Source organism: Geobacillus sp. 47C-IIb (genome assembly GCF_014679705.1).
In the GTDB taxonomy this organism is placed as follows: domain Bacteria; phylum Bacillota; class Bacilli; order Bacillales; family Anoxybacillaceae; genus Geobacillus; species Geobacillus thermodenitrificans.
Map to the genome: position 1 here is coordinate 2,231,236 of NZ_CP061473.1, position 20,346 is coordinate 2,251,581.

The 20,346-nt window shown below is 51.3% G+C and carries 18 protein-coding genes; 14 read left to right on the forward strand and 4 right to left on the reverse strand.

Annotated features, from left to right (window positions below; translation table 11 throughout):
- The first annotated feature begins 66 nt into the window (after positions 1-66).
- From purM to purD, 4 genes are read left to right on the forward strand one after another with little or no spacing between them, the layout of a single operon-like run.
- Positions 67-1,107: a phosphoribosylformylglycinamidine cyclo-ligase gene (gene purM / locus IC804_RS11370; RefSeq protein WP_008881461.1), complete on the forward strand. Its 1,041-nt coding sequence runs from the start codon at positions 67-69 to the stop codon at positions 1,105-1,107.
- A complete protein-coding gene (gene purN, locus IC804_RS11375) occupies positions 1,104-1,733 on the forward strand; it encodes a phosphoribosylglycinamide formyltransferase (protein WP_081157373.1) in 630 nt (209 codons plus the stop codon). Before purM ends, purN begins: the two co-directional genes overlap by 4 nt.
- A complete protein-coding gene (purH, locus tag IC804_RS11380; protein WP_029761597.1) occupies positions 1,699-3,237 on the forward strand; it encodes a bifunctional phosphoribosylaminoimidazolecarboxamide formyltransferase/IMP cyclohydrolase in 1,539 nt (512 codons plus the stop codon). The genes purN and purH overlap by 35 nt, the downstream gene beginning before the upstream one ends.
- Before the next feature lie 26 nt (positions 3,238-3,263).
- Positions 3,264-4,556 carry a phosphoribosylamine--glycine ligase gene (purD, locus tag IC804_RS11385; protein WP_008881458.1) on the forward strand — a complete coding sequence of 431 codons (1,293 nt, stop codon included), beginning with the start codon at positions 3,264-3,266 and terminating at the stop codon, positions 4,554-4,556.
- On the opposite strand, the gene IC804_RS19045 is transcribed toward purD, so the two are convergent.
- Both IC804_RS19045 and IC804_RS11390 read right to left on the reverse strand, forming a co-directional pair.
- The gene (locus IC804_RS19045) at positions 4,510-4,620 is read right to left on the reverse strand and encodes an EYxxD motif small membrane protein (protein ID WP_327997266.1); all 111 of its coding nucleotides are present in this window, start codon (positions 4,618-4,620) and stop codon (positions 4,510-4,512) included. The two genes, purD and IC804_RS19045, sit on opposite strands and share 47 nt — an antisense overlap.
- A 152-nt stretch (positions 4,621-4,772) precedes the next feature.
- The gene (locus IC804_RS11390) at positions 4,773-5,018 is read right to left on the reverse strand and encodes a YgaP family membrane protein (protein ID WP_008881456.1); all 246 of its coding nucleotides are present in this window, start codon (positions 5,016-5,018) and stop codon (positions 4,773-4,775) included.
- Between the two features lie 94 nt (positions 5,019-5,112).
- Here IC804_RS11390 and IC804_RS11395 point away from each other — a divergent pair, with 94 nt between their 5' ends.
- The 8 genes from IC804_RS11395 to IC804_RS11430 all read left to right on the forward strand — a co-directional run bounded on the left by IC804_RS11395 (position 5,113) and on the right by IC804_RS11430 (position 16,867).
- Entirely contained in the window at positions 5,113-6,858 is a 1,746-nt protein-coding gene (locus IC804_RS11395; protein ID WP_011886688.1) for an adenine deaminase C-terminal domain-containing protein, read from the forward strand.
- A 28-nt stretch (positions 6,859-6,886) separates the two neighbouring features.
- Positions 6,887-7,897, forward strand: coding sequence for a DUF3048 domain-containing protein (locus IC804_RS11400; RefSeq protein ID WP_029761600.1), 1,011 nt, complete (start codon positions 6,887-6,889; stop codon positions 7,895-7,897).
- A 1,410-nt stretch (positions 7,898-9,307) separates the two neighbouring features.
- On the forward strand, positions 9,308-9,625 hold the full coding sequence (locus tag IC804_RS11405; protein ID WP_008881453.1) for a YerC/YecD family TrpR-related protein: 318 nt from the start codon (positions 9,308-9,310) through the stop codon (positions 9,623-9,625).
- Positions 9,626-9,730: 105 nt separating this feature from the next.
- Complete coding sequence (locus IC804_RS11410) at positions 9,731-10,450, forward strand: heptaprenylglyceryl phosphate synthase (RefSeq protein WP_008881452.1); 720 nt, start codon at positions 9,731-9,733, stop codon at positions 10,448-10,450.
- 28 nt (positions 10,451-10,478) lie between these two features.
- Positions 10,479-12,653, forward strand: coding sequence for a DNA helicase PcrA (pcrA, locus tag IC804_RS11415; protein WP_008881451.1), 2,175 nt, complete (start codon positions 10,479-10,481; stop codon positions 12,651-12,653).
- A 21-nt stretch (positions 12,654-12,674) separates the two neighbouring features.
- Entirely contained in the window at positions 12,675-14,687 is a 2,013-nt protein-coding gene (gene ligA, locus IC804_RS11420; RefSeq protein WP_008881450.1) for an NAD-dependent DNA ligase LigA, read from the forward strand.
- A complete protein-coding gene (locus IC804_RS11425; RefSeq protein WP_081157374.1) occupies positions 14,684-15,907 on the forward strand; it encodes a CamS family sex pheromone protein in 1,224 nt (407 codons plus the stop codon). The genes ligA and IC804_RS11425 overlap by 4 nt, the downstream gene beginning before the upstream one ends.
- Positions 15,908-16,306: 399 nt before the next feature.
- On the forward strand, positions 16,307-16,867 hold the full coding sequence (locus IC804_RS11430; protein WP_011886693.1) for an LOG family protein: 561 nt from the start codon (positions 16,307-16,309) through the stop codon (positions 16,865-16,867).
- A 26-nt stretch (positions 16,868-16,893) separates the two neighbouring features.
- Here the strand turns inward: IC804_RS11430 and IC804_RS11435 are convergent, their stop codons facing one another.
- Complete coding sequence (locus tag IC804_RS11435) at positions 16,894-18,336, reverse strand: flavin monoamine oxidase family protein (protein ID WP_171355547.1); 1,443 nt, start codon at positions 18,334-18,336, stop codon at positions 16,894-16,896.
- A 129-nt stretch (positions 18,337-18,465) separates the two neighbouring features.
- Positions 18,466-19,239, reverse strand: a complete 774-nt coding sequence (locus tag IC804_RS11440) for a VOC family protein (protein ID WP_081157376.1) — start codon at positions 19,237-19,239, stop codon at positions 18,466-18,468.
- A gap of 378 nt (positions 19,240-19,617) precedes the next feature.
- Here IC804_RS11440 and IC804_RS11445 point away from each other — a divergent pair, with 378 nt between their 5' ends.
- A complete protein-coding gene (locus IC804_RS11445) occupies positions 19,618-20,064 on the forward strand; it encodes a hypothetical protein (protein ID WP_108437780.1) in 447 nt (148 codons plus the stop codon).
- Positions 20,045-20,335: an Asp-tRNA(Asn)/Glu-tRNA(Gln) amidotransferase subunit GatC gene (gatC, locus tag IC804_RS11450; RefSeq protein ID WP_008881445.1), complete on the forward strand. Its 291-nt coding sequence runs from the start codon at positions 20,045-20,047 to the stop codon at positions 20,333-20,335. The genes IC804_RS11445 and gatC overlap by 20 nt, the downstream gene beginning before the upstream one ends.
- Positions 20,336-20,346 lie beyond the last annotated feature (11 nt).

The following is a 20,346-nucleotide window of genomic DNA, read 5'->3' on the forward strand; positions in this document are numbered from 1 at the left end:
GACAACGGACAGCAAGGTGCTTGTCGCATGCTTGGGTGCAGCGGGCGAAGAAAAGGGGGATTTAGCGTGGTAAAAGCATACAAACAAGCAGGGGTTGACATTGAGGCCGGCTATCAGGCGGTCGCCCTGATGAAACAGCATGTGCAGAAGACGATGCGTCCGGAAGTGTTAGGCGGGATCGGTGGGTTTGGCGGCTTGTTTGATTTATCGTCGCTTGACTACCGCCAGCCGGTGCTTGTTTCCGGTACGGATGGCGTCGGGACGAAGCTGAAATTGGCATTTTTGCTTGACCGACACGATACGATCGGCATTGACTGTGTGGCGATGTGCGTGAATGACATCGTTGTACAAGGGGCGGAACCGCTCTTTTTCCTTGATTATATCGCTTGCGGCAAGGCGGTGCCGGAAAAAATCGCTGCTATCGTCAAAGGGGTGGCTGACGGCTGCGTCGAAGCTGGCTGTGCCTTGATTGGCGGAGAAACGGCGGAAATGCCGGGAATGTATGCGGAAGACGAGTACGATTTAGCCGGGTTTGTTGTCGGCATTGCTGAAAAAGAACGGTTGGTGACGGGACAAACGATCCAAGCGGGGGATGTGTTGATTGGACTTCCGTCAAGCGGTCTGCATAGCAACGGCTACTCGCTGGTACGCCGTATCATTTTCGAACAAGCAAAGCTGTCGCTTGATGAGATTTATGAGCCGCTTGATGTTCCGCTTGGCGAGGAGCTACTAAAGCCGACACGCATTTATGCGAAACTGTTGCGTTCGGTGCTTGGACGATTTACGATCAAAGGGATGGCGCATATTACCGGTGGCGGGTTTATCGAAAACATTCCACGCATGTTGCCACAAGGGCTTGGCGTCCGCATTCAGCGCGGTTCGTGGCCGGTGCTGCCGATTTTTGACTTCCTGCGCGCCAAAGGCAACCTTGAGGAAGAAGAGATGTTTTCGGTATTTAATATGGGCATTGGCCTCGTGCTCGCTGTCAGCCCAGAAACAGCGGCGCCGCTTGTGCAATGGTTGGACGAACAAAACGAGCCGGCCTACATCATTGGAGAAGTGGTGGAAGGAGCAGGCGTGTCGTTTACCGGAGGGAACGAAGCATGAAGCGGTTGGCCGTGTTTGCTTCTGGAAGCGGAACGAATTTTCAGGCGATCGTCGATGCGGTGAAGCGCGGTGAGTTGCCGGCCGATCTTGCCCTTCTTGTGTGCGACCGTCCAGGTGCGAAGGTGATCGAACGAGCAGAACGCGAAAATGTGCCGACGTTCGTGTTTTCTCCAAAAGACTATCCGTCCAAAGCGGCGTTTGAGAGCGAGATTTTGCGTGAATTAAGCGAACGTCAAATTGAGTGGATCGCGTTAGCTGGCTATATGCGCTTAATTGGACCGACATTGCTTTCCGCTTATGAAGGGAAAATCGTCAACATTCATCCGTCGCTATTGCCGGCGTTTCCGGGTAAAGACGCCATTGGCCAAGCGTATCGGGCTGGCGTTTTGGAAACAGGCGTCACCATCCATTATGTTGATGAAGGGATGGACACCGGGCCGGTCATCGCCCAGCGCGCTGTCCCGATTGTACCCGGCGAACCGATCGAAGCGCTTGAGGCACGCATCCATGCGGTTGAACATGAGTTATACCCGGCGGTGTTGCGCATGCTGTTAGGGGAAACGGAACAACAAGAAGAAAGGATCGAGAAGAATGGCAGTCAAACGAGCATTAATCAGCGTGTCTAATAAAGAAGGGATCATTCCGTTTGCAAAACAACTAACCGAACTCGGCATCGAAATCATTTCGACTGGCGGGACGAAACGGGCACTCGAGGACGCTGGGATTTCGGTGATCTCGATTTCCAATGTCACCGGGTTTCCGGAAATTTTAGACGGGCGTGTGAAAACGTTGCATCCGGCCATTCATGGCGGTATTTTGGCGATTCGTAGCGATGAGCGCCATCAAGCAGCGCTAGCGGAGCATGGCATCCGCCCGATCGATTTGGTCGTCGTCAACTTGTACCCGTTCCAGCAAACGATCGCGAAACCGGACGTAACGCTTGCTGAGGCGATTGAGAATATCGATATTGGCGGTCCGACTATGGTGCGCGCGGCAGCGAAAAACTATGCCGATGTCGCCATCGTTGTCGATCCGGCTGATTACCCGACGATAATTGAGGAGCTGAAAACAAACGGATCGATCCAAGCGGAAACGCGGCAAAAATTGGCGGCGAAAGCGTTCCGCCATACGGCAGCGTATGATGCGATGATTGCCGAGTATTTGACCAATCTCACCGGAGAGGAGTACCCGGAAACGTTCACCGTCACCTACACGAAAAAGCAATCGTTGCGCTATGGCGAAAATCCGCATCAATCAGCGTCGTTTTATGCCAAACCGCTCGGTGCGGCTTTCTCGATTGCGCAAGCGAAACAGTTGCACGGAAAAGAGCTATCGTATAACAACATTAACGATGCCAATGCGGCCATCAACCTTGTTCGTGAGTTTCAGGAGCCAGCCGTAGCGGCGATCAAACATATGAATCCGTGCGGCGTTGGTGTCGGTGCGACGCTTCTTGAGGCGTTTACAAAAGCGTACGAGGCCGATCCGGTGTCCATTTTCGGTGGAATTATTGCGGTGAACCGTGAAGTGGACAAAGAAACGGCCGAGCGAATGCATGACATCTTTTTGGAAATCGTCATCGCTCCATCATTTAGTGACGAGGCGCTCGCCATTTTGACGAAAAAGAAAAATATCCGTCTGTTGACACTTGATTTTGCGGCGGCAGACGTCAAGGAAAAAACGCTTGTTTCGGTAAGCGGTGGCTTGCTCGTTCAAGATGCGGATACGTACACGCTTGAGGACGCTGAGTGGAATGTTGTCACGAAGCGCCAACCGACCGAAGCGGAATGCGAACAGCTTCGCTTTGCTTGGAACGTTGTGAAACATGTGAAATCCAACGCCATCGTGCTGGCGAAAAACGGCATGACCGTTGGCGTTGGCGCCGGGCAAATGAACCGGGTTGGCGCAGCGAAGATTGCGATTGAACAAGCGGGAGAGCAGGCGGCAGGCGCGGTGCTTGCATCAGACGCCTTTTTCCCGATGGACGACACTGTTGAAGCGGCAGCGAAAGCCGGCATTACGGCCATCATCCAGCCGGGCGGCTCGATTCGTGACGCTGATTCGATCCGCAAAGCAGATGAGTACGGCATTGCCATGGTGTTTACTGGTGTTCGCCATTTCAAACATTAAACGGCGGCAAAAAGGGGAGGAAGATGATGAACATTCTCGTAGTCGGACGCGGCGGGCGTGAGCATGCGATCGCCTGGAAGGTGGCGCAAAGCCCGCTTGCTGGCAAGCTGTATGCGGCGCCAGGCAACCCGGGCATCGGGGAAGTGGCGGAGTTGGTAAACATCGATGAACTCGATATTGATGCGCTCGTGCAGTTTGCGAAACAAAACGCGATTGATTTGACGATTGTCGGGCCGGAGGCGCCGCTTGCCGCCGGCATTGCCGACCGTTTTATGGCTGAGGGGCTGCGCATTTTTGGACCGAACCAAGCAGCGGCACTCATTGAAGGGAGCAAAGCGTTCGCGAAAGAGCTCATGAAAACATACGGCATTCCGACGGCGGAACATGCTACCTTTTCTTCGTACGAAGAAGCCAAAGCGTATATTGAGGAAAAAGGAGCGCCGATCGTCATTAAAGCGGACGGGTTGGCCGCTGGAAAAGGAGTCACTGTCGCCCAAACGGTGGAAGAGGCGCTTGCCGCAGCAAAAGCAGCACTGGTGGACGGGCAATTCGGCACAGCCGGCAGCCAAGTCGTGATCGAGGAGTATTTGGAAGGCGAAGAATTTTCATTTATGGCGTTCGTGAACGGTGAGAAGGTGTATCCTCTTGCTATTGCCCAAGACCATAAACGAGCCTATGACGGGGACGAAGGGCCAAACACTGGTGGAATGGGAGCCTATTCGCCAGTGCCGCAAATTTCCGCTGATATGGTTCAACGGGCGTTGGAGACGATTTTGCGTCCGACCGCCAAAGCGTTAGCTTCCGAAGGCCGGCCGTTTACCGGTGTGCTGTATGCCGGGTTGATTGCCACTGCGGAAGGACCGAAAGTGATCGAATTTAACGCCCGATTCGGTGACCCAGAGGCGCAAGTCGTGTTGCCGCGCCTAAAAACCGATTTGCTTGAAGCGATATTGGCGGTGATGGAAGGAAAAGAGCTGGAGTTGGAGTGGACGAATGAAGCAGTGCTTGGCGTCGTGCTGGCAGCTAAAGGTTATCCGGGTGCTTACGAGCGCGGAGTGGCCATCCGCGGACTTGACCGGCTCGCTCCGGATGCGTTGTTGTTCCATGCTGGTACGAAGCGGGAAGGCGGAACGCTCTATACAAACGGCGGCCGTGTCCTTTTGTTAGCAGCCAAAGGAGGAACGCTTGCTGAAGCAAAGGAAAAAGCGTACCAGCAGCTTGCGGCGATCGAATGTGATGGCCTGTTTTACCGCCGTGACATTGGCCGGCGCGCTATCGAACGCGCCTCCGCCGTAGATACACGTATGAAAGGGCGATAATACCGCCGATCAATGTTGCTAATACAAACGACATATCGGTCATATATTCAAGCAACATCATCATTCACTCCTTTGTATCGAAGGTGTCCCAACCAAACGTGGGACACCTTTTTTGATGAAACGAAGCGACTCAGCCGAGCGGGAACATAACGATTCGTTCAGCGTTGTTCGAAGGGAGTTCTTTATGTCCCGACAGAGCTGGACGCCGATTTATGGTTATGTCGGATTGACGACGGTTTCTTTTTGTTCATTAAGCAGCCGCTCGCGCTGCATATTCTCGAACAAGGCTGTTACCGGACAAAACCGGGTAATCCCTTCGCCGACTTTCATGGCTCCAAGCAAGATGGCAAGCAAATACGATGTGCACCACGGCCGCCGGGCGAACCGAGCTGTCGCCCATGCGACGACAGTTAAGCCAAACGTAATGCGGATCAGCGCGTTCACAATGCCGATATTCGCCATTGGCATGTCCCTCCTCATATTTTTATTGTGAAAATCGCTTTCGTGCGTTAAAATGATTATATGGAACGATTAGGAAACAAGGGACGGGGTGTCAATGGGCGAACAACGCTACCGATGGAAGAGCAGTGAATTGCGCGAACAAGCAGCGGTGATTGATGGCAAACGATCGCCGACAAAAGTATTGGTGAACGCAACGTATTTGCATTCTTATTTCCGTGAATGGGTAAAAGGGAATATATGGATACATGGCGACCGTATTGTGTACGCCGGAGAGCGGCTTCCTGATCGCATCGATGAGTCATGCGAAATCATCGACTGCCGTGGGTATGTGCTCGTCCCCGGCTACATTGAGCCGCATGTTCATCCATTTCAATTATATAATCCCCATTCATTTGCACGTTATGCAGCAATGTACGGGACGACGACGCTGCTCAACGATAATTTATTTTTCCTTTTGCAGCTTGACGATGAAGAGGCGCTTTTATTTTTGCAAGAAATGAATGCGCTTCCAACATCCATGTATTGGTGGTGCCGATTTGACGGGCAAACGGAGCTAGAGCGCGAAGATGAGCAGATATCGAACGCCCGGATCAAACGGTGGTTGGATCAAGAAACGGTCCTTCAAGGCGGTGAGCTGACGTCATGGCCTAAGCTCGCAAGTGGCGACGATATCGTCCTTTACTGGATGCAAGAGGCGAAACGGCGGCGCCGTAAAATCGAGGGGCACTTTCCCGGTGCTTCAGAGAAAACGCTGGTGAAAATGGCGCTGTTTGGTGTAGACGGAGATCATGAGGCGATGACAGGAAAAGAAGTGCGTCTTCGCCTTTGGCACGGCTATACAGTCACGCTTCGCCATTCATCGATCCGTCCGGATTTGCCGGTGCTGCTTGAGGAAATGAAAGCGCTTGGCATTCGGTATTATGACAAGTGCTTATTGACGACCGACGGCTCGCCACCGGCCTTTTATGAAAACGGGGTAATGGATCAGCTGCTTCGCATCGTCATCGAGCATGGTGTGCCAGTTATCGATGCATACGCCATGGCGACGATTAATGCCGCCCGTCATTACGGCATTGAGCATCTTCACGGCAGCATCGCTACCGGCCGGATCGCGCACATCAACTTCTTGCGTTCGGCCCATGATCCAACGCCAGTACAGGTGCTCGCCAAGGGCGAATGGGTGAAGCGGGAAGGGGATTCGTCAGGCTCATGGCCGGCGCTGAAGTGGGAACAGTTTGGCATTCGTCCGCTTTCAGTGTCATGGGAGCTTGAATGGGACGATTTGCAATTTTCGATGCCGATGGGGTTGCGACTGGAAAATGCGGTGATTGTAAAGCCGTACTCCGTGTCGATTGATACGTCGCGCGACCGTTTAGGGCATGATCATGACGAATGCTTTTTAATGCTGCTTGACCGAAACGGCTGCTGGCGCGTCAACACAATGCTCAAAGGATTTTCATCAGCGCTCGGCGGGCTGGCGAGTTCGTATTCGAACACTGGCGATTTCATCTTAATTGGCAAACATAAAGAAGATATGATGCTTGCCTTCCGACGGATGAAGGATATCGGCGGCGGCATCGTACTCGTGGAGGACGGAAACGTTTTATTTGAGCTTCCGCTTCCGCTTAGCGGCATGACGTCTACCTTGGAGATGGAAACATTAATCAATGAGGAAAAGACATTTGTCCGCCTTTTGCGGGAGCGCGGGTATTATTTTGAGGATCCGGTATACTCGTTGTTCTTTTTACAGTCGACCCATTTGCCATACGTGCGCATCACCCAGCGCGGCATTTATGATGTCATGCACAAAACGGTACTCTTTCCTTCGATAATGCGGTAAAATAAAAAAGGAAAAGGTTGTGTGTCCATTGAAACATTGGCTGTTTGTCATCAGTTGCGCAGTGCTGTTACTAGGCGGCTGCACCGCCAAAAGCGAGCCGAAACCAACTGAACCGGCCAAGCCGAGTCCGGAGCAGCCATCCGAGTCTCCGGCAGAGGAGAAACAAATGTTTCCGCTGACCGGATTGCCAACGGAAGGAGATATCGATCAGCGGGTCGTCAGCGTGATGATCAACAACCATCCGAAGGCGCGTCCGCAGTCAGGCCTCCATCAGGCCGATATCGTATATGAGGTACTTGCCGAGGGGGACATCACCCGCTTTTTAGCGCTGTATCAAAGCGAGTTGCCTGAACGGGTTGGGCCGGTGCGGAGTGCACGTGAGTATTATATTGACTTGAGCGACGGCTACCATGCGCTTTACGTCTGCCACGGCTGGAGCCCGGAGGCAAAAACGCGGCTCGAGCAGGGGAACACCGATTATTTGAACGGGCTGTTTTACGACGGAACACTGTTTCAGCGCGTCTCATTCCGCAAGGCGCCGCACAACTCATACATTACATTTGCCAACATTGAAAAAGGGGCCGAACAAAACGGATACGTATGGACAGATGATATTGACCCGTTGCTGTTTCGCGACGATGAGCCGAGCGGAGAGCAGGTCGAGACGGTTCGTATTACCTATTCACATCGTGCGTATGCCCAAGTGGAATACCGATATGCACCGGAACAAAAAGGGTATTACCGATACAGCGGTGGTGAGCAAACGGTGGATTACGATACACATGAACCCGTCGTGGTGCAAAACGTTATGATCATCGCCGCTCGCCATCAAGTGATCGACAGCTACGGACGACGTGACATTGATTTCACTTCCGGTGGTCAGGGCTACTTGTTACAAAACGGCGTTATGCAGCCGATCGAATGGAAAAACGTCGATGGTCGGCTGTTGCCGTACCGCGACGGGGTTCCGGTCGGATTCGTGCCAGGAAAGACATGGATTAACATCGTTCCCGAACTGACGATTGTGGAATCAAAATAACAAAAAGTTGGATCAGACTGAAAACAATGGGCGAGGAACACGTCCTGAGTCGGCTTTCGGTGAAAGAGACACGGCCGCCCGACGGAGGGGACGTCCTCGTCCCAATGCAAGGGAAATGTAATAATATCTCCTGTATGTTTATCATTTTCTGTCAATAGGAAGATGATTCGAACGTATAAAGTCATGTTTCTGCTAAACAAAACAATTGGAATGCGCAGATGTCGCCAGATGGGCATACAACTTTTGCTTTATCGGAGGAACAAAAACATTACCAACAAGGTAGAACGTTTCTTGGTGATGAGGACATTTGAAAACGAATGACCCGACTCAAACAAGCGAAGGAATGTGCATGGCTCCGTCAATATTCAAGCAACATGAGGAAGCAGGGCAGCAAAGATGCGGCGACCGCCTACAAACACTTCTTTGGTAGGGGAGCGAAACATCCCAAATTCAAGAAGAAAAACAAACAAAGCAGCGGCTGATCAAGACACAGACATAATCACAAACAACCACGTCAAATGAGAGGAACAAATGTCTCCGAAGAAGTGAACGAACAAAAAGTTCGCTTAGATTCGGTTGGCGAAACGAGAAAGAATTTCGCAATACGAATCCGCGAACAGTGTTTGATAGATTGAAGAGATTTTTACGATTAGCGTGGAAGAAACCTAATAAAACACACCAACCATGTAGCGATGGAATCGAAATGGATTTCACTGCAGGTAGCAATGGGATGGTGTTTCCAAAGATCCATCAATCCACAAAGGCCACAAAGAGTGAAAAACGAATGAAGCGATAGCAAAGGAAGCTGTCGCGGAAATATGAAAGATAAAATTCAACAAGAAGGAGGTGCAATCCGTTACAGAAAACCGAAACACATAAAAACCTGACTTCCTTGTTCAGAAAGAGCGAAGAAGGCGGAAACAGATCCGACACAATGCCATCCACGTTAGCGAAAGCTAGGCTAGCGCATGTGGTCATGGAAGAATGGAACATAAGCGGATGCTGGAAAACAAGAAGTTGTCGGTATCCATTTGGACAGGCATTCCATTAGTTCAAACGACCAAATGGATACAAGTACGAATGGAACAGTATCCCTTTTCTGCTTGTCGGCTGCTTTGATCCGTCATCGAGAACATGCAGTCACTGCAGGGGTGTCAAAGTGAAGTAGTTTCTGTCTGAAAGAGTCTTTCGGTGCGATGATTGCGGATACGAAATCGACAAGGATTCAACGCAAATAGAAACTGAAAAAATGAGTGGAATCGATCACTGAGCACCGAACGTGGGTTGATTCATTGAGTGAGGAGTTGAAGCCTTCGGAGCGTCGCACCCACGAGAGTCGTTTCGGCAACATCGGGGCCATGAACAAGGAAGGAATAGAAGGGTTATACGTTTTCTGTAACGGAAACAAGCATGCAAATCGATAAACTGCGCGGCAAAGAGCTCGATCAACTGTTTAAAGCCATTTTGTCGCTGCGCGATATAGAGGAGTGCTACCGATTTTTCGATGATTTATGCACGGTGAATGAAATCCAAGCACTCGCTCAGCGCCTTGAGGTGGCGCGCATGTTGCGCGAAGGGTATACGTACCATAAAATCGAAACGGAAACCGGGGCGAGCACAGCGACGATTTCGCGCGTTAAGCGATGCCTCAATTACGGCAATGACGCGTACGCGATGGCACTTGACCGCATTAAAGAAGAAGAACGCCAGGCGGCTAACGAAGCATAACGCTTGGTGCTGCAAGGAGATTCCTTCCATCGGAAAAGGAACTCCTTTTCTTTTTGCGGATTTGTTATAATGGAACAATGGAGTAATGAGTGGAGGGATATTGTCATGGAAGAGATTCGCGCTTGGCGCCATGTGTTTAAACTAGACCCGAACAAGCCGATCGATGATGAGCGCCTTGAGCGCCTTTGTGAGTCTGGAACGGATGCTGTCATCGTTGGTGGAACGGATGGGGTGACGCTTGATGGTGTGCTCGATTTATTGGCTCGCATCCGTCGCTTCTCGGTGCCATGCGCGCTCGAAGTGACCGATATAGAAGCGTTGACGCCGGGATTTGATGCGTATCTCATCCCGATGGTGTTAAACAGTTGCCGTGTCGATTGGGTGATCGGCCGTCATCATGAGGCGGTGAAACAGTATGGCGATGTCATGAACTGGGATGAGATTTTCGCTGAGGGCTATTGCATTTTAAATGGAGAATGCAAAGCGGCAAAGCTGACAGAGGCTAATACAGCGCTTGATGACGATGATGTCGTGGCGTATGCTCGCCTCGCTGAGCATCTGTATAAGCTGCCGATCTTTTATCTTGAATATAGCGGTACGTACGGCAATCCGTCGTTAGTGGAAAAAGTGAAACGGGCGCTCAGCCGAACACAGCTCGTGTACGGCGGCGGCATCATGACGCCAGAACAAGCGGCCGAAATGGCTCGCTATGCCGATACGGTCGTCGTCGGCAACGCCGTTTACGATTCGTTTGAAAGCGCGTTGGCAACGGTGGAGGCGGTTAAGCGGATCGATGGCGAAAATGAGATCAGTGGTGTAAAATAGAACATATGTTTTATTGGTGGTGGAAACGATGAATTTTTTATCTGAAAAGTTGCTCGCTCATTTAAACAAGGAGCAGCAGGAGGCGGTCAAAACGACGGAAGGTCCGCTGCTCATTATGGCCGGGGCCGGGAGCGGGAAAACGCGTGTGTTGACACACCGAATCGCCTATTTAATGGCGGAAAAGCATGTTGCGCCGTGGAACATTTTGGCCATTACGTTTACGAACAAGGCGGCGCGCGAAATGCGAGAGCGTGTGCAGGCGCTCTTAGGTGGAGCGGCGGAAGACGTTTGGATTTCAACATTCCATTCGATGTGTGTCCGCATTTTACGCCGCGACATTGATCGCATCGGCATTAACCGCAATTTTTCGATCCTCGATCCAACCGACCAGCTTTCGGTGATCAAAGCAATTTTAAAAGAAAAGAACATCGATCCGAAAAAATTTGAGCCGCGGACGATTTTGGGCACGATTAGCGGGGCAAAAAACGATTTGCTCACGCCGGAGCAATTTGCGAAACGGGCGTCGACGTATTACGAAAAAATCGTCAGCGATGTGTATCAAGAATACCAGCAACGTCTTCTCCGCAATCATTCGCTTGACTTTGATGATTTGATCATGACGACGCTTCAGCTGTTTGACCGCGTGCCGGATGTGCTTCAATATTACCAATATAAATTCCAGTACATTCACATTGATGAGTATCAAGATACGAACCGTGCTCAATACACACTCGTGAAAAAACTTGCCGAACGGTTCCAAAACATTTGTGCCGTCGGAGACGCTGACCAGTCGATTTATCGGTGGCGCGGGGCAGATATCCAAAACATTTTATCGTTTGAGCGCGATTACCCGAACGCGAAAGTGATTTTACTCGAACAAAACTACCGTTCGACAAAGCGGATTTTACAAGCGGCGAACGAAGTGATCGAGCATAACGTCAACCGGAAGCCGAAACGGCTTTGGACAGAAAATCCGGAAGGGAAGCCAATCACCTATTACGAAGCGATGAACGAAGCAGATGAAGCGCAGTTTGTCGCTGGTCGCATTCAAGAGGCGATTGAGAGCGGGGCTCGCCGCTACAGTGATTTTGCGGTGTTATACCGCACGAACGCCCAGTCGCGTGTCATTGAGGAAATGTTGTTAAAAGCGAACATTCCGTACCAAATCGTCGGTGGCTTAAAGTTCTATGACCGGAAAGAAATTAAAGATATCCTTGCGTATTTGCGTGTCATTGCCAATCCGGATGACGATTTAAGTTTGCTTCGTATCATTAACGTGCCGAAGCGCGGCATTGGGGCCTCGACGATCGACAAACTCGTCCGCTATGCGGCTGAGCATGAGCTGTCGCTGTTTGAAGCGCTTGGGGAGCTCGAGATGATCGGCCTGAGCGCTAAGGCGACCGGGGCGCTCGCGGCGTTCCGCGGCCAGCTCGAGCAATGGACACAGCTGCAAGAATACGTCTCCGTTACCGAACTTGTTGAAGAAGTGCTCGACAAATCCGGCTATCGCGACATGCTGAAGGCGGAGCGGACGATTGAGGCACAAAGCCGCCTCGAGAACCTTGATGAGTTTCTATCGGTGACAAAGCATTTTGAAAACGCAAGTGATGATAAATCGCTCATCGCCTTTTTAACTGACTTGGCGCTTATCTCTGATTTGGACGAGCTAAACGGCAACGACCAAACGGAAGAGGGGGATGCGGTCGTTTTAATGACGCTTCACGCCGCCAAAGGGCTCGAGTTTCCGGTCGTCTTTTTGATTGGTATGGAGGAAGGCATCTTTCCACACAACCGTTCGCTCGATGACGAAGACGAGATGGAAGAAGAGCGACGGCTGGCGTACGTCGGCATCACCCGCGCGGAAGAAGAACTTGTGTTAACAAGCGCACAAATGCGGACGTTGTTTGGCAACATTCAAATGAACCCGCCGTCGCGCTTTTTAAATGAAATTCCGGCGCATTTGCTCGAGACGGTTTCACGCCGTCAAATGACCGCTTCACGTCCGGTCGTTTCACGCCCACAGGTAAACGGTGCTGTTGGGGTGTGGAAAGTTGGTGACCGGGCGAATCACCGGAAATGGGGAATCGGCACGGTCGTCAGTGTCCGTGGTGAAGGCGACGACCAAGAACTCGATATCGCTTTTCCGAGTCCGATCGGAATTAAGCGGCTGCTCGCTAAATTTGCGCCGATTGAGAAAGTGTAAGAAAGGAGAACGAGTGAACGTATGGACCGCCAACAAGCCAAACGGCGCGCGACCGAGCTGCGCGAGCTGTTAAACCGCTACGGGTATGAATATTATGTGCTCGACCGGCCGTCCGTCCCGGATGCGGAGTATGACCGGCTTATGCAAGAGCTCATCGCTATTGAAAAACAGTATCCGGAGCTCAAAACGAGCGATTCGCCGACTCAGCGAATCGGCGGCCCGCCGCTTGAGGCGTTTCGCAAGGTGACGCATCGCGTCCCGATGATGAGCTTAGCAAACGCGTTTAACGAAGGCGATTTGCGTGATTTTGACCGCCGCGTTCGTCAAGAAGTGGGAGAGGCGGCGTATGTGTGTGAATTGAAAATCGACGGTCTTGCCGTCTCAGTTCGTTATGAAGACGGCTATTTCGTCCAAGGAGCGACGCGTGGCGACGGAACGACAGGGGAGGACATTACAGAAAATTTGAAGACGATCCGCTCGCTGCCGCTGCGCCTCAACGAGCCGGTGTCGCTGGAGGCGCGCGGCGAGGCGTTCATGCCGAAAGCGTCATTTTTACGCTTGAATGAAGAGCGCCAAGCGCGTGGTGAAGAACTGTTTGCCAATCCGCGCAACGCCGCGGCCGGTTCGCTCCGCCAGCTCGATCCGAAAGTGGCAGCTTCGCGCCAGCTCGATCTGTTTGTCTACGGCTTAGCCAATGCTGAGGAGCTGGGCATTGAGTCACATAGCGCGGCGCTCAGCTATTTGCAGTCGCTCGGGTTCAAAGTGAACCCGGAGCGACGGCGCTGTGCCACGATTGATGAAGTGATCGCATTTGTCAACGAGTGGAAAGAGAAGCGGCCGCAACTGCCGTATGAGATCGACGGCATCGTCATTAAAGTCGATTCGTTTGCCCAACAGCGGCAGCTCGGGGCGACAGCGAAAAGCCCACGTTGGGCGATCGCCTACAAATTCCCAGCCGAAGAAGTGGTCACCACGCTCATCGGCATCGAGGTGAATGTGGGTCGCACCGGCGCTGTCACTCCGACGGCAATCTTAGAGCCGGTTCGTGTCGCCGGCACGACCGTGCAGCGCGCCACTCTTCATAACGAAGATTTTATTCGTGAGAAAGATATTCGCATCGGCGATGCCGTCATTATTAAAAAGGCGGGCGATATCATCCCGGAAGTCGTCGGTGTCGTCGTCGATCGGCGCGACGGGGACGAAGTGCCGTTTACAATGCCGACGCATTGTCCGGAATGTGAAAGCGAACTCGTTCGTCTTGACGGGGAAGTGGCGCTCCGTTGCTTAAACCCGAAATGCCCGGCTCAGCTGCGTGAACGGCTCATTCACTTTGCGTCAAGGTCGGCAATGAACATAGAAGGGTTAGGAGAAAAAGTTGTTACCCAACTGTTTAACGCTGGCCTTGTCCATGATGTCGCCGATTTGTACCAGTTGACGAAAGAACAGCTTGTCGGGCTAGAACGGATGGGTGAAAAGTCGGCAGCGAATTTGCTTGCAGCGATTGAAGCGTCAAAGCAAAACTCGCTTGAGCGGCTGTTATTCGGCCTTGGTATCCGTTATGTCGGGGCGAAGGCGGCCCAGCTGTTGGCCGAACATTTCGAAACGATGGAGCGTCTCGAGGCAGCGACAAAAGACGAATTGATGGCCGTGCCGGAGATCGGGGAAAAAATGGCCGACTCGATTACCACTTATTTTTCCCAGCCGGAAGCGGTTGAGTTGTTGAATGAGCTGCGCACCTATGGTGTCAATATGGCATACAAAGGACGGAAACGGACGGCTGAAACGCCAGCCTCATCGGTGCTGGCCGGCAAAACGGTCGTCCTGACCGGCAAACTTGCGTCGATGTCACGAAATGAAGCGAAAGAACAAATCGAGCGGCTCGGCGGTCGTGTCACCGGCAGCGTCAGCCGCAGCACCGACATCGTCATCGCCGGTGAAGATGCCGGTTCAAAGCTCGATAAAGCTCAGCAGCTTGGCATTGAGATTTGGGATGAAACACGATTTTTGCAAGAGATAAGCAGGGAGGAACAATGAAACGAATCTCGATCATTAGCAGCTTGGTTGCCTGCCGTTGGATAAAGCGGGCCCGAAAGCGGCTCGCCGTCCTCGGGCTCGCCTCCTTCTGTTTGTTGTCTGCGTGTGCGCCAAAATTTGACCAAGGCGAAGAAGTTGTGCAAAACAAAGGAAGCAAAGAGCAAGAAGCCGTCATTCCGAAATACAACATTTCTGACTCGTATTACCGTGTTGTCTTGCCGTTTAAACCGTCTGGGGCGCGTGGACAGGTTGTCGGCGATTTAAATACGCGACTGGATGTCGATGAATTTGAAACGGGACTCATGCGCTTGGCCTCTGAACAATTCCCCACGGACGATTACTTGTTCCAAGAGGGGCAATATTTGGACGGTAAAACGGTGAACAAGTGGCTCGAACGTAAGCGGACGAGCAACCAGCTAAAAGAAGAAAAAATGAAACCGGAAGACAACATCGGCTTAAACCCGCCGATTAGCGATACCGGAACGAACGAGCAAAAAAATAAACAAAGTCCGATTTATTTGGCGAGCATTTTGGAGCACGACTATTTGGTAAAAGTGGACAACGATAAGGTGAAACTCGGCGGTGTTGCCATTGGATTGGCGCTCAACTCCGTTCACTATTACTCGACTGAGCAAGGCTACCCACGCGAGGTGAAAATCAAAGATGATGTCATTGAACGGGAAGGAAAACAGATTGCCGCCGAGGTGCTAAAACGGCTGCGAAATATAAAAGGACTCGGCAGTGTACCGATCACGATTGCTTTATACAAGCAAGCACCGCGCTCGTCCGTTACTCCAGGACATTTTTTCGCTGTCACTCATGTGGATGAAGGGAGCAACACGATTGACAAGTGGGAAGCGGTGAACGAGGAATATTACTTATTCCCGTCCGATGAAGCGGAAAAAAATCACCGCGACGACTGGCTGAAATTCAATAATTTTAAATCAGACGTTGAGGACTTTTTCCCGAATTACACCGGCATCGTCGGCAAAGGGCTGTATGTCAACGATCAGCTCCAGAAGCTGACGATCAACATAACGATTCCGTTTTATGGTAAAACGGAAGTGATCGGTTTTACGCAATATGTCACCGGCTTAGTAATGGAGAAGTTCCCGGATTACATCACTGTCAACGTTTACATCTCTTCAACCGGCCAGCCAGAAAGTCTTATTGTACGTCAAGCGAAAGTAAACGAGCCGTTTGTGCATATTTATCGATGACGAACCAACCAGGGCACGACATCCTCTCCAGATCAGCTGGGGAGGATGTTTTGTTCATGTGAAGTTTTCGGATGATTGCTCAGGAACAGGGTGTGGCTTATTTAGCCGATAAACAATTCGAAACGGCTAAGGGGCTTTAGGTATGTAGGAATGACTGTGCGGTATCATGCAATGGTTCTGTTCCATCACGGTGTGATCCAATCCCGTCGCTTACCGATTGCGACGAATATGGGGGAAATTAGTGGAATTGGCACTTGGTTGGATGGATGACCAATTGGTAAAATGATGGTTAGAAGACGGTTTTTGGCATTGGAAGGCAACAGCTGCCTTTGTCATGCTTGTGTCAAAAAGGGGCGATCGCTTGTCCCGAAAATACGCGGGTAAAGGTGTGGATATAAAATGAAAGCAATTTGTGTATTTTGTGGATCAAGCTATGGACAGAACAGCAAATATAAAGAAGCAGCGCAGGAGCTTGGGATGTTTTTAGCTCGCCGCGGCATTACGCTGATTTACGGCGGAGGAAAGGCTGGGCTGATGGGAGAGGTGGCCGAGGCAGTGCTAGGCCATCAAGGGCATGTCGTCGGGATCATTCCACAGTTTTTGAAAGATCGAGAAGTAGCTCATGATCGGTTGAGCGAGTTGGTCGTCGTCGATACAATGCATACGCGCAAGGCGAAAATGAACGAAGCAGCCGACGGGTTTATCGCCCTGCCTGGAGGATATGGAACGTACGAAGAGCTGTTTGAAGTGCTGTCGTGGTCTCGCGTCGGCCTTCACCAAAAACCGATCGGCCTGCTCAATGTGGACGGCTTTTTTGACCCGCTCCTCGACTTGCTTCGGCACACGGTTCAACAAGGATTTGCCGCCCCACAAGATCTCGAGCTGATCGTGAGTGCCGGGGATGTTCCGACGCTATATGAGCGGATGAGCATGTTCCGCCATCGTCGTGGGCAGCGATGATGGCGGGGTGGTTTGCCGCTAAGTCTTTAAGCCGGCGAATTGTTTACTTCATATGCGGCGCAGATGCCGGATTCAATGGCTCCTTGAATCCAGCCATGGTGCGTGGAAGTATGTTCCCCAGCAAAATGAACCCTTCCTTCGGGGGTAGCAATATAGGGGGAAATCTCTGTTATTTGATTCGGCTTCATCAGTGTAAAGGCGCCGCCCGAGTATGGATAGCGTACCCAGCTATGACTTGTTCCGGTTTCAAATTCGCGGTACACTTGTTCACCATGGAGGACGGCTAAGTTTTTTAACGTGTATTCGAGCCGCTCTTCAGCGCTTAAGCTGTCCCACGGGATCGTATCGTCTTCCCACGTATAGCTGGCCAATACGACGCCTGGTCCAGTCGTGCCGATGCCTTGGCTTGGATATTGGGTGTAGCGAATTGGCAAATCGGACACTGTTCGTCCCCCGAACAAGCCTTCTTTTTCCCAAAAACGTGTTTTAAACTGGATGCCGGTTTTCGTTGAACCGACATAATGAAGTTCGCGAATGGCTTTTCGTTTATTCTCGGAAAACGAATGGCGTGGTTCAATGTCGACAAATTGCAAAATCGAAAACGGGATGGTGACGATCACTCGATCGGCTGTGATTTGAAATGGCTGAAGAATTTTTGTATGGATCGCATGAATGGTGACACTGTTTTTGTTTTGGACAATTTTTTGCACTTTATGGCTAAAGAGCAGCTCATCCTTCAGTTGCGGCAAAAAGGCCTTTGGAAGCCGATCGTTGCCGCCAACAATTTTATAAAAGCGCATGTTCGGTGTAAACAATGTCATCAGTTCGCGCAACAGCCCAAGAAACGACAATTCCGGGAATCCTTCGAGCGAGAGGACCGCTTTGATCATATCGATAGCACCTACCGATAGCCTTAGGCCGAACGGGTTGTAACGCAAATAGGTGTCAAACGAGTAGCGGTCGAGCTGTTCGATGACAATCGGCCAATGTTTCTCTGGGTTTTGTTCAATGAATTGAATGACTGGGCGAACCGCCATTTGCAATAGTTCGGAAGCCGTTTTGCCTCGTTCATAGGAAGCGATGGGAAAGCCAAAGAGGTCGGGATGTCGTTCGTATTCGCTAAGGCGCGCTTTGATACCGCGAAAATACAAAATGTCGCGCGGAGTGCTGTTGACAAAAGGGTGGATCGGCAAGTTGAACTTTTGGATGTATTCCAACGTCAAGCGGTGGGTGTGTGGAATGCGCATCGCGCCCGCTTCGAAATACTGGTCATCGCGAAAGTCGGATCGGATCGTGTAGATTCGGCCGCCGACCCGCTCAGATGCCTCAAGAATGGTGACGAGATGGCCCGCCTGTTTCAGCAGTGATGCCGCCACAAGCCCGGCCATGCCAGCACCGATAACGACGATCTTTTTCGGTATGGATGTTTTCTTTAACCCGTTTCGAATAATCGAGATCATCGTCTCCATGGGCAGTCTCGGAGAAATATAGGGATGCGCCACGTGTCAATCCCCCTTTGCCATTTTCACTACATTTGGATGAAACTACGGTTATTCCATCCTATTCAGCAGCAAAGGGGGATATGTGAAAAGCATCTGTCACGATTCAGAAACGATATACGTCCCTCCAGCTAGCTCGAAGCGGCGCCTTGGCTGAATGCCGGCGATCCGACATAAAAATGGCCTTGTTGACGGGCGATCGTCGGCTTTGTAAAAGCGGAGAGCGATGCCGCCAACGGTTAGCTCCGCATATGTTCCCTCTTCATCGTGCCTAACCTCGGGTACCGGCAAGCCAAACAGCCGGCGGTAGCCGTCGATGGCGCGATCGAGATCGAGCGTATAGAGGCTAATCGACGACAAAGAAGGGGAACCGATCGGGTGGCGCATCAGCGGCGCCAATTCATTCATCCGCATGTCGTCGCTGTCGCCCCATTCGATGAAAAACGGGTAACGGAACGCGCCGCCTGTGTCGTCTTCAAGAAACAGCATTGACCACGTGAGCAACTTGCCGTCATCGCGCTGGCGACTGCCAGGGAACGGCCCGATTGGGGTGAATCCTTTGTTCCGTAGCTGCTTTGTCAATGATTCGATATCGTTCGTCCGGAACGCTAATTGAGAAAAGCCACTTCCCTCTTGGCTGTCGGCGACAAGCTGGGTGATGAGCGGATTTCCGCATGTGTTCGCCGTCTGCATGTCAGCGATGCCGATCCATTCAATGTAGCAGAGCGGTTTGAAATAGCACAATGCGTTATACGTTCCCCATGACAAATGGCGGCCGCCATGGGAGGCCGTAAACCCTAATTGCTCAAACGCTGCTTTCGCTTGTTCGGGGCGCTCGGTTAAATGAACGAGATGGTCAAACGCGATATTCATGGCATTGGGCTCCTTTCCTATATGAAAATGGATCAGTAGGACAGCACTTCTTTTCGTTTGACAGATGATGCATTCGTTATCGACCGTACGGTGGGCGATGAAATCTAAGTCCAACTGGATGTCTTCGATTTGAGGCCAATGATTCGGCACGGGAATCTATGTTTTGTTCGAGGTGGTTTCTAAACCGAGAAGGTTCCCACCTTCACGCATGAGCACAAGTGGAAGATGAATCGGAGCCTTTCACCAAGCGTGGAACGTATAAGGATGTCTTGGTTGACAGCCTGCTGTGGCGAGCATTCTCAAGCATCTCCCATCTTTAAGTGTAAACGTAGGTGGGAGAGTGTTCAATTCTAATGAAGCGCTTTCTCGTAAGGCGATGTGCATCAGCTGCAAGAGCATCGGTTCCCTCTTGGCGATGAAGAAAGGGCGGAAACGATGCTGTGCCATTCTTTTCCCCAGCGTGAAGCAAACCTTGGTGTTGACGCCGTTATTATTCCAAGCGGATCTCTTGTTGTTTCTCACGCATTTCTGACTGTTCCGGCTGAATGGCGATTTATTGCCGCTCGAGTTGTTTTTGTTGATAAACTGACGCAATGGGACGTCCATCGTGTTCAGGCTGTCGAGCGCTTAGGCAAAAGCGATGTTTCGTTCATCGTTACAAGTTCCTTTTTATCAGTTATGGCGTATATGTTCGTGTATGTCCCATTGACAACCACTCAAATTGGTCCGGAATGTTGCTTTATTTCCTTAAATTTTGGTATCATCATAGTATTGTGGAAGGTCGACCATGTCGGAGGTGAATACGATGTCGCGAATTTCGATTGAACAAGTAAAACATGTCGCGGATTTAGCGCGGTTAGCGATGACGGATGAGGAGGCAGAACTGTTTACGAAACAGCTTGACGCCATCATTACGTTTGCCGAGCAGTTGAATGAGCTGGATACGGAAAATGTACCGCCGACATCGCACGTGCTCGATATGAGAAACGTGATGCGCGAAGATGAGCCGGAGCCTGGACTGCCGCGCGAAGAAGTGTTGAAAAACGCGCCGGATCAGCAAGACGGCCAATTCCGTGTACCAGCCATTTTAGAGTAAGGAGGGGGATT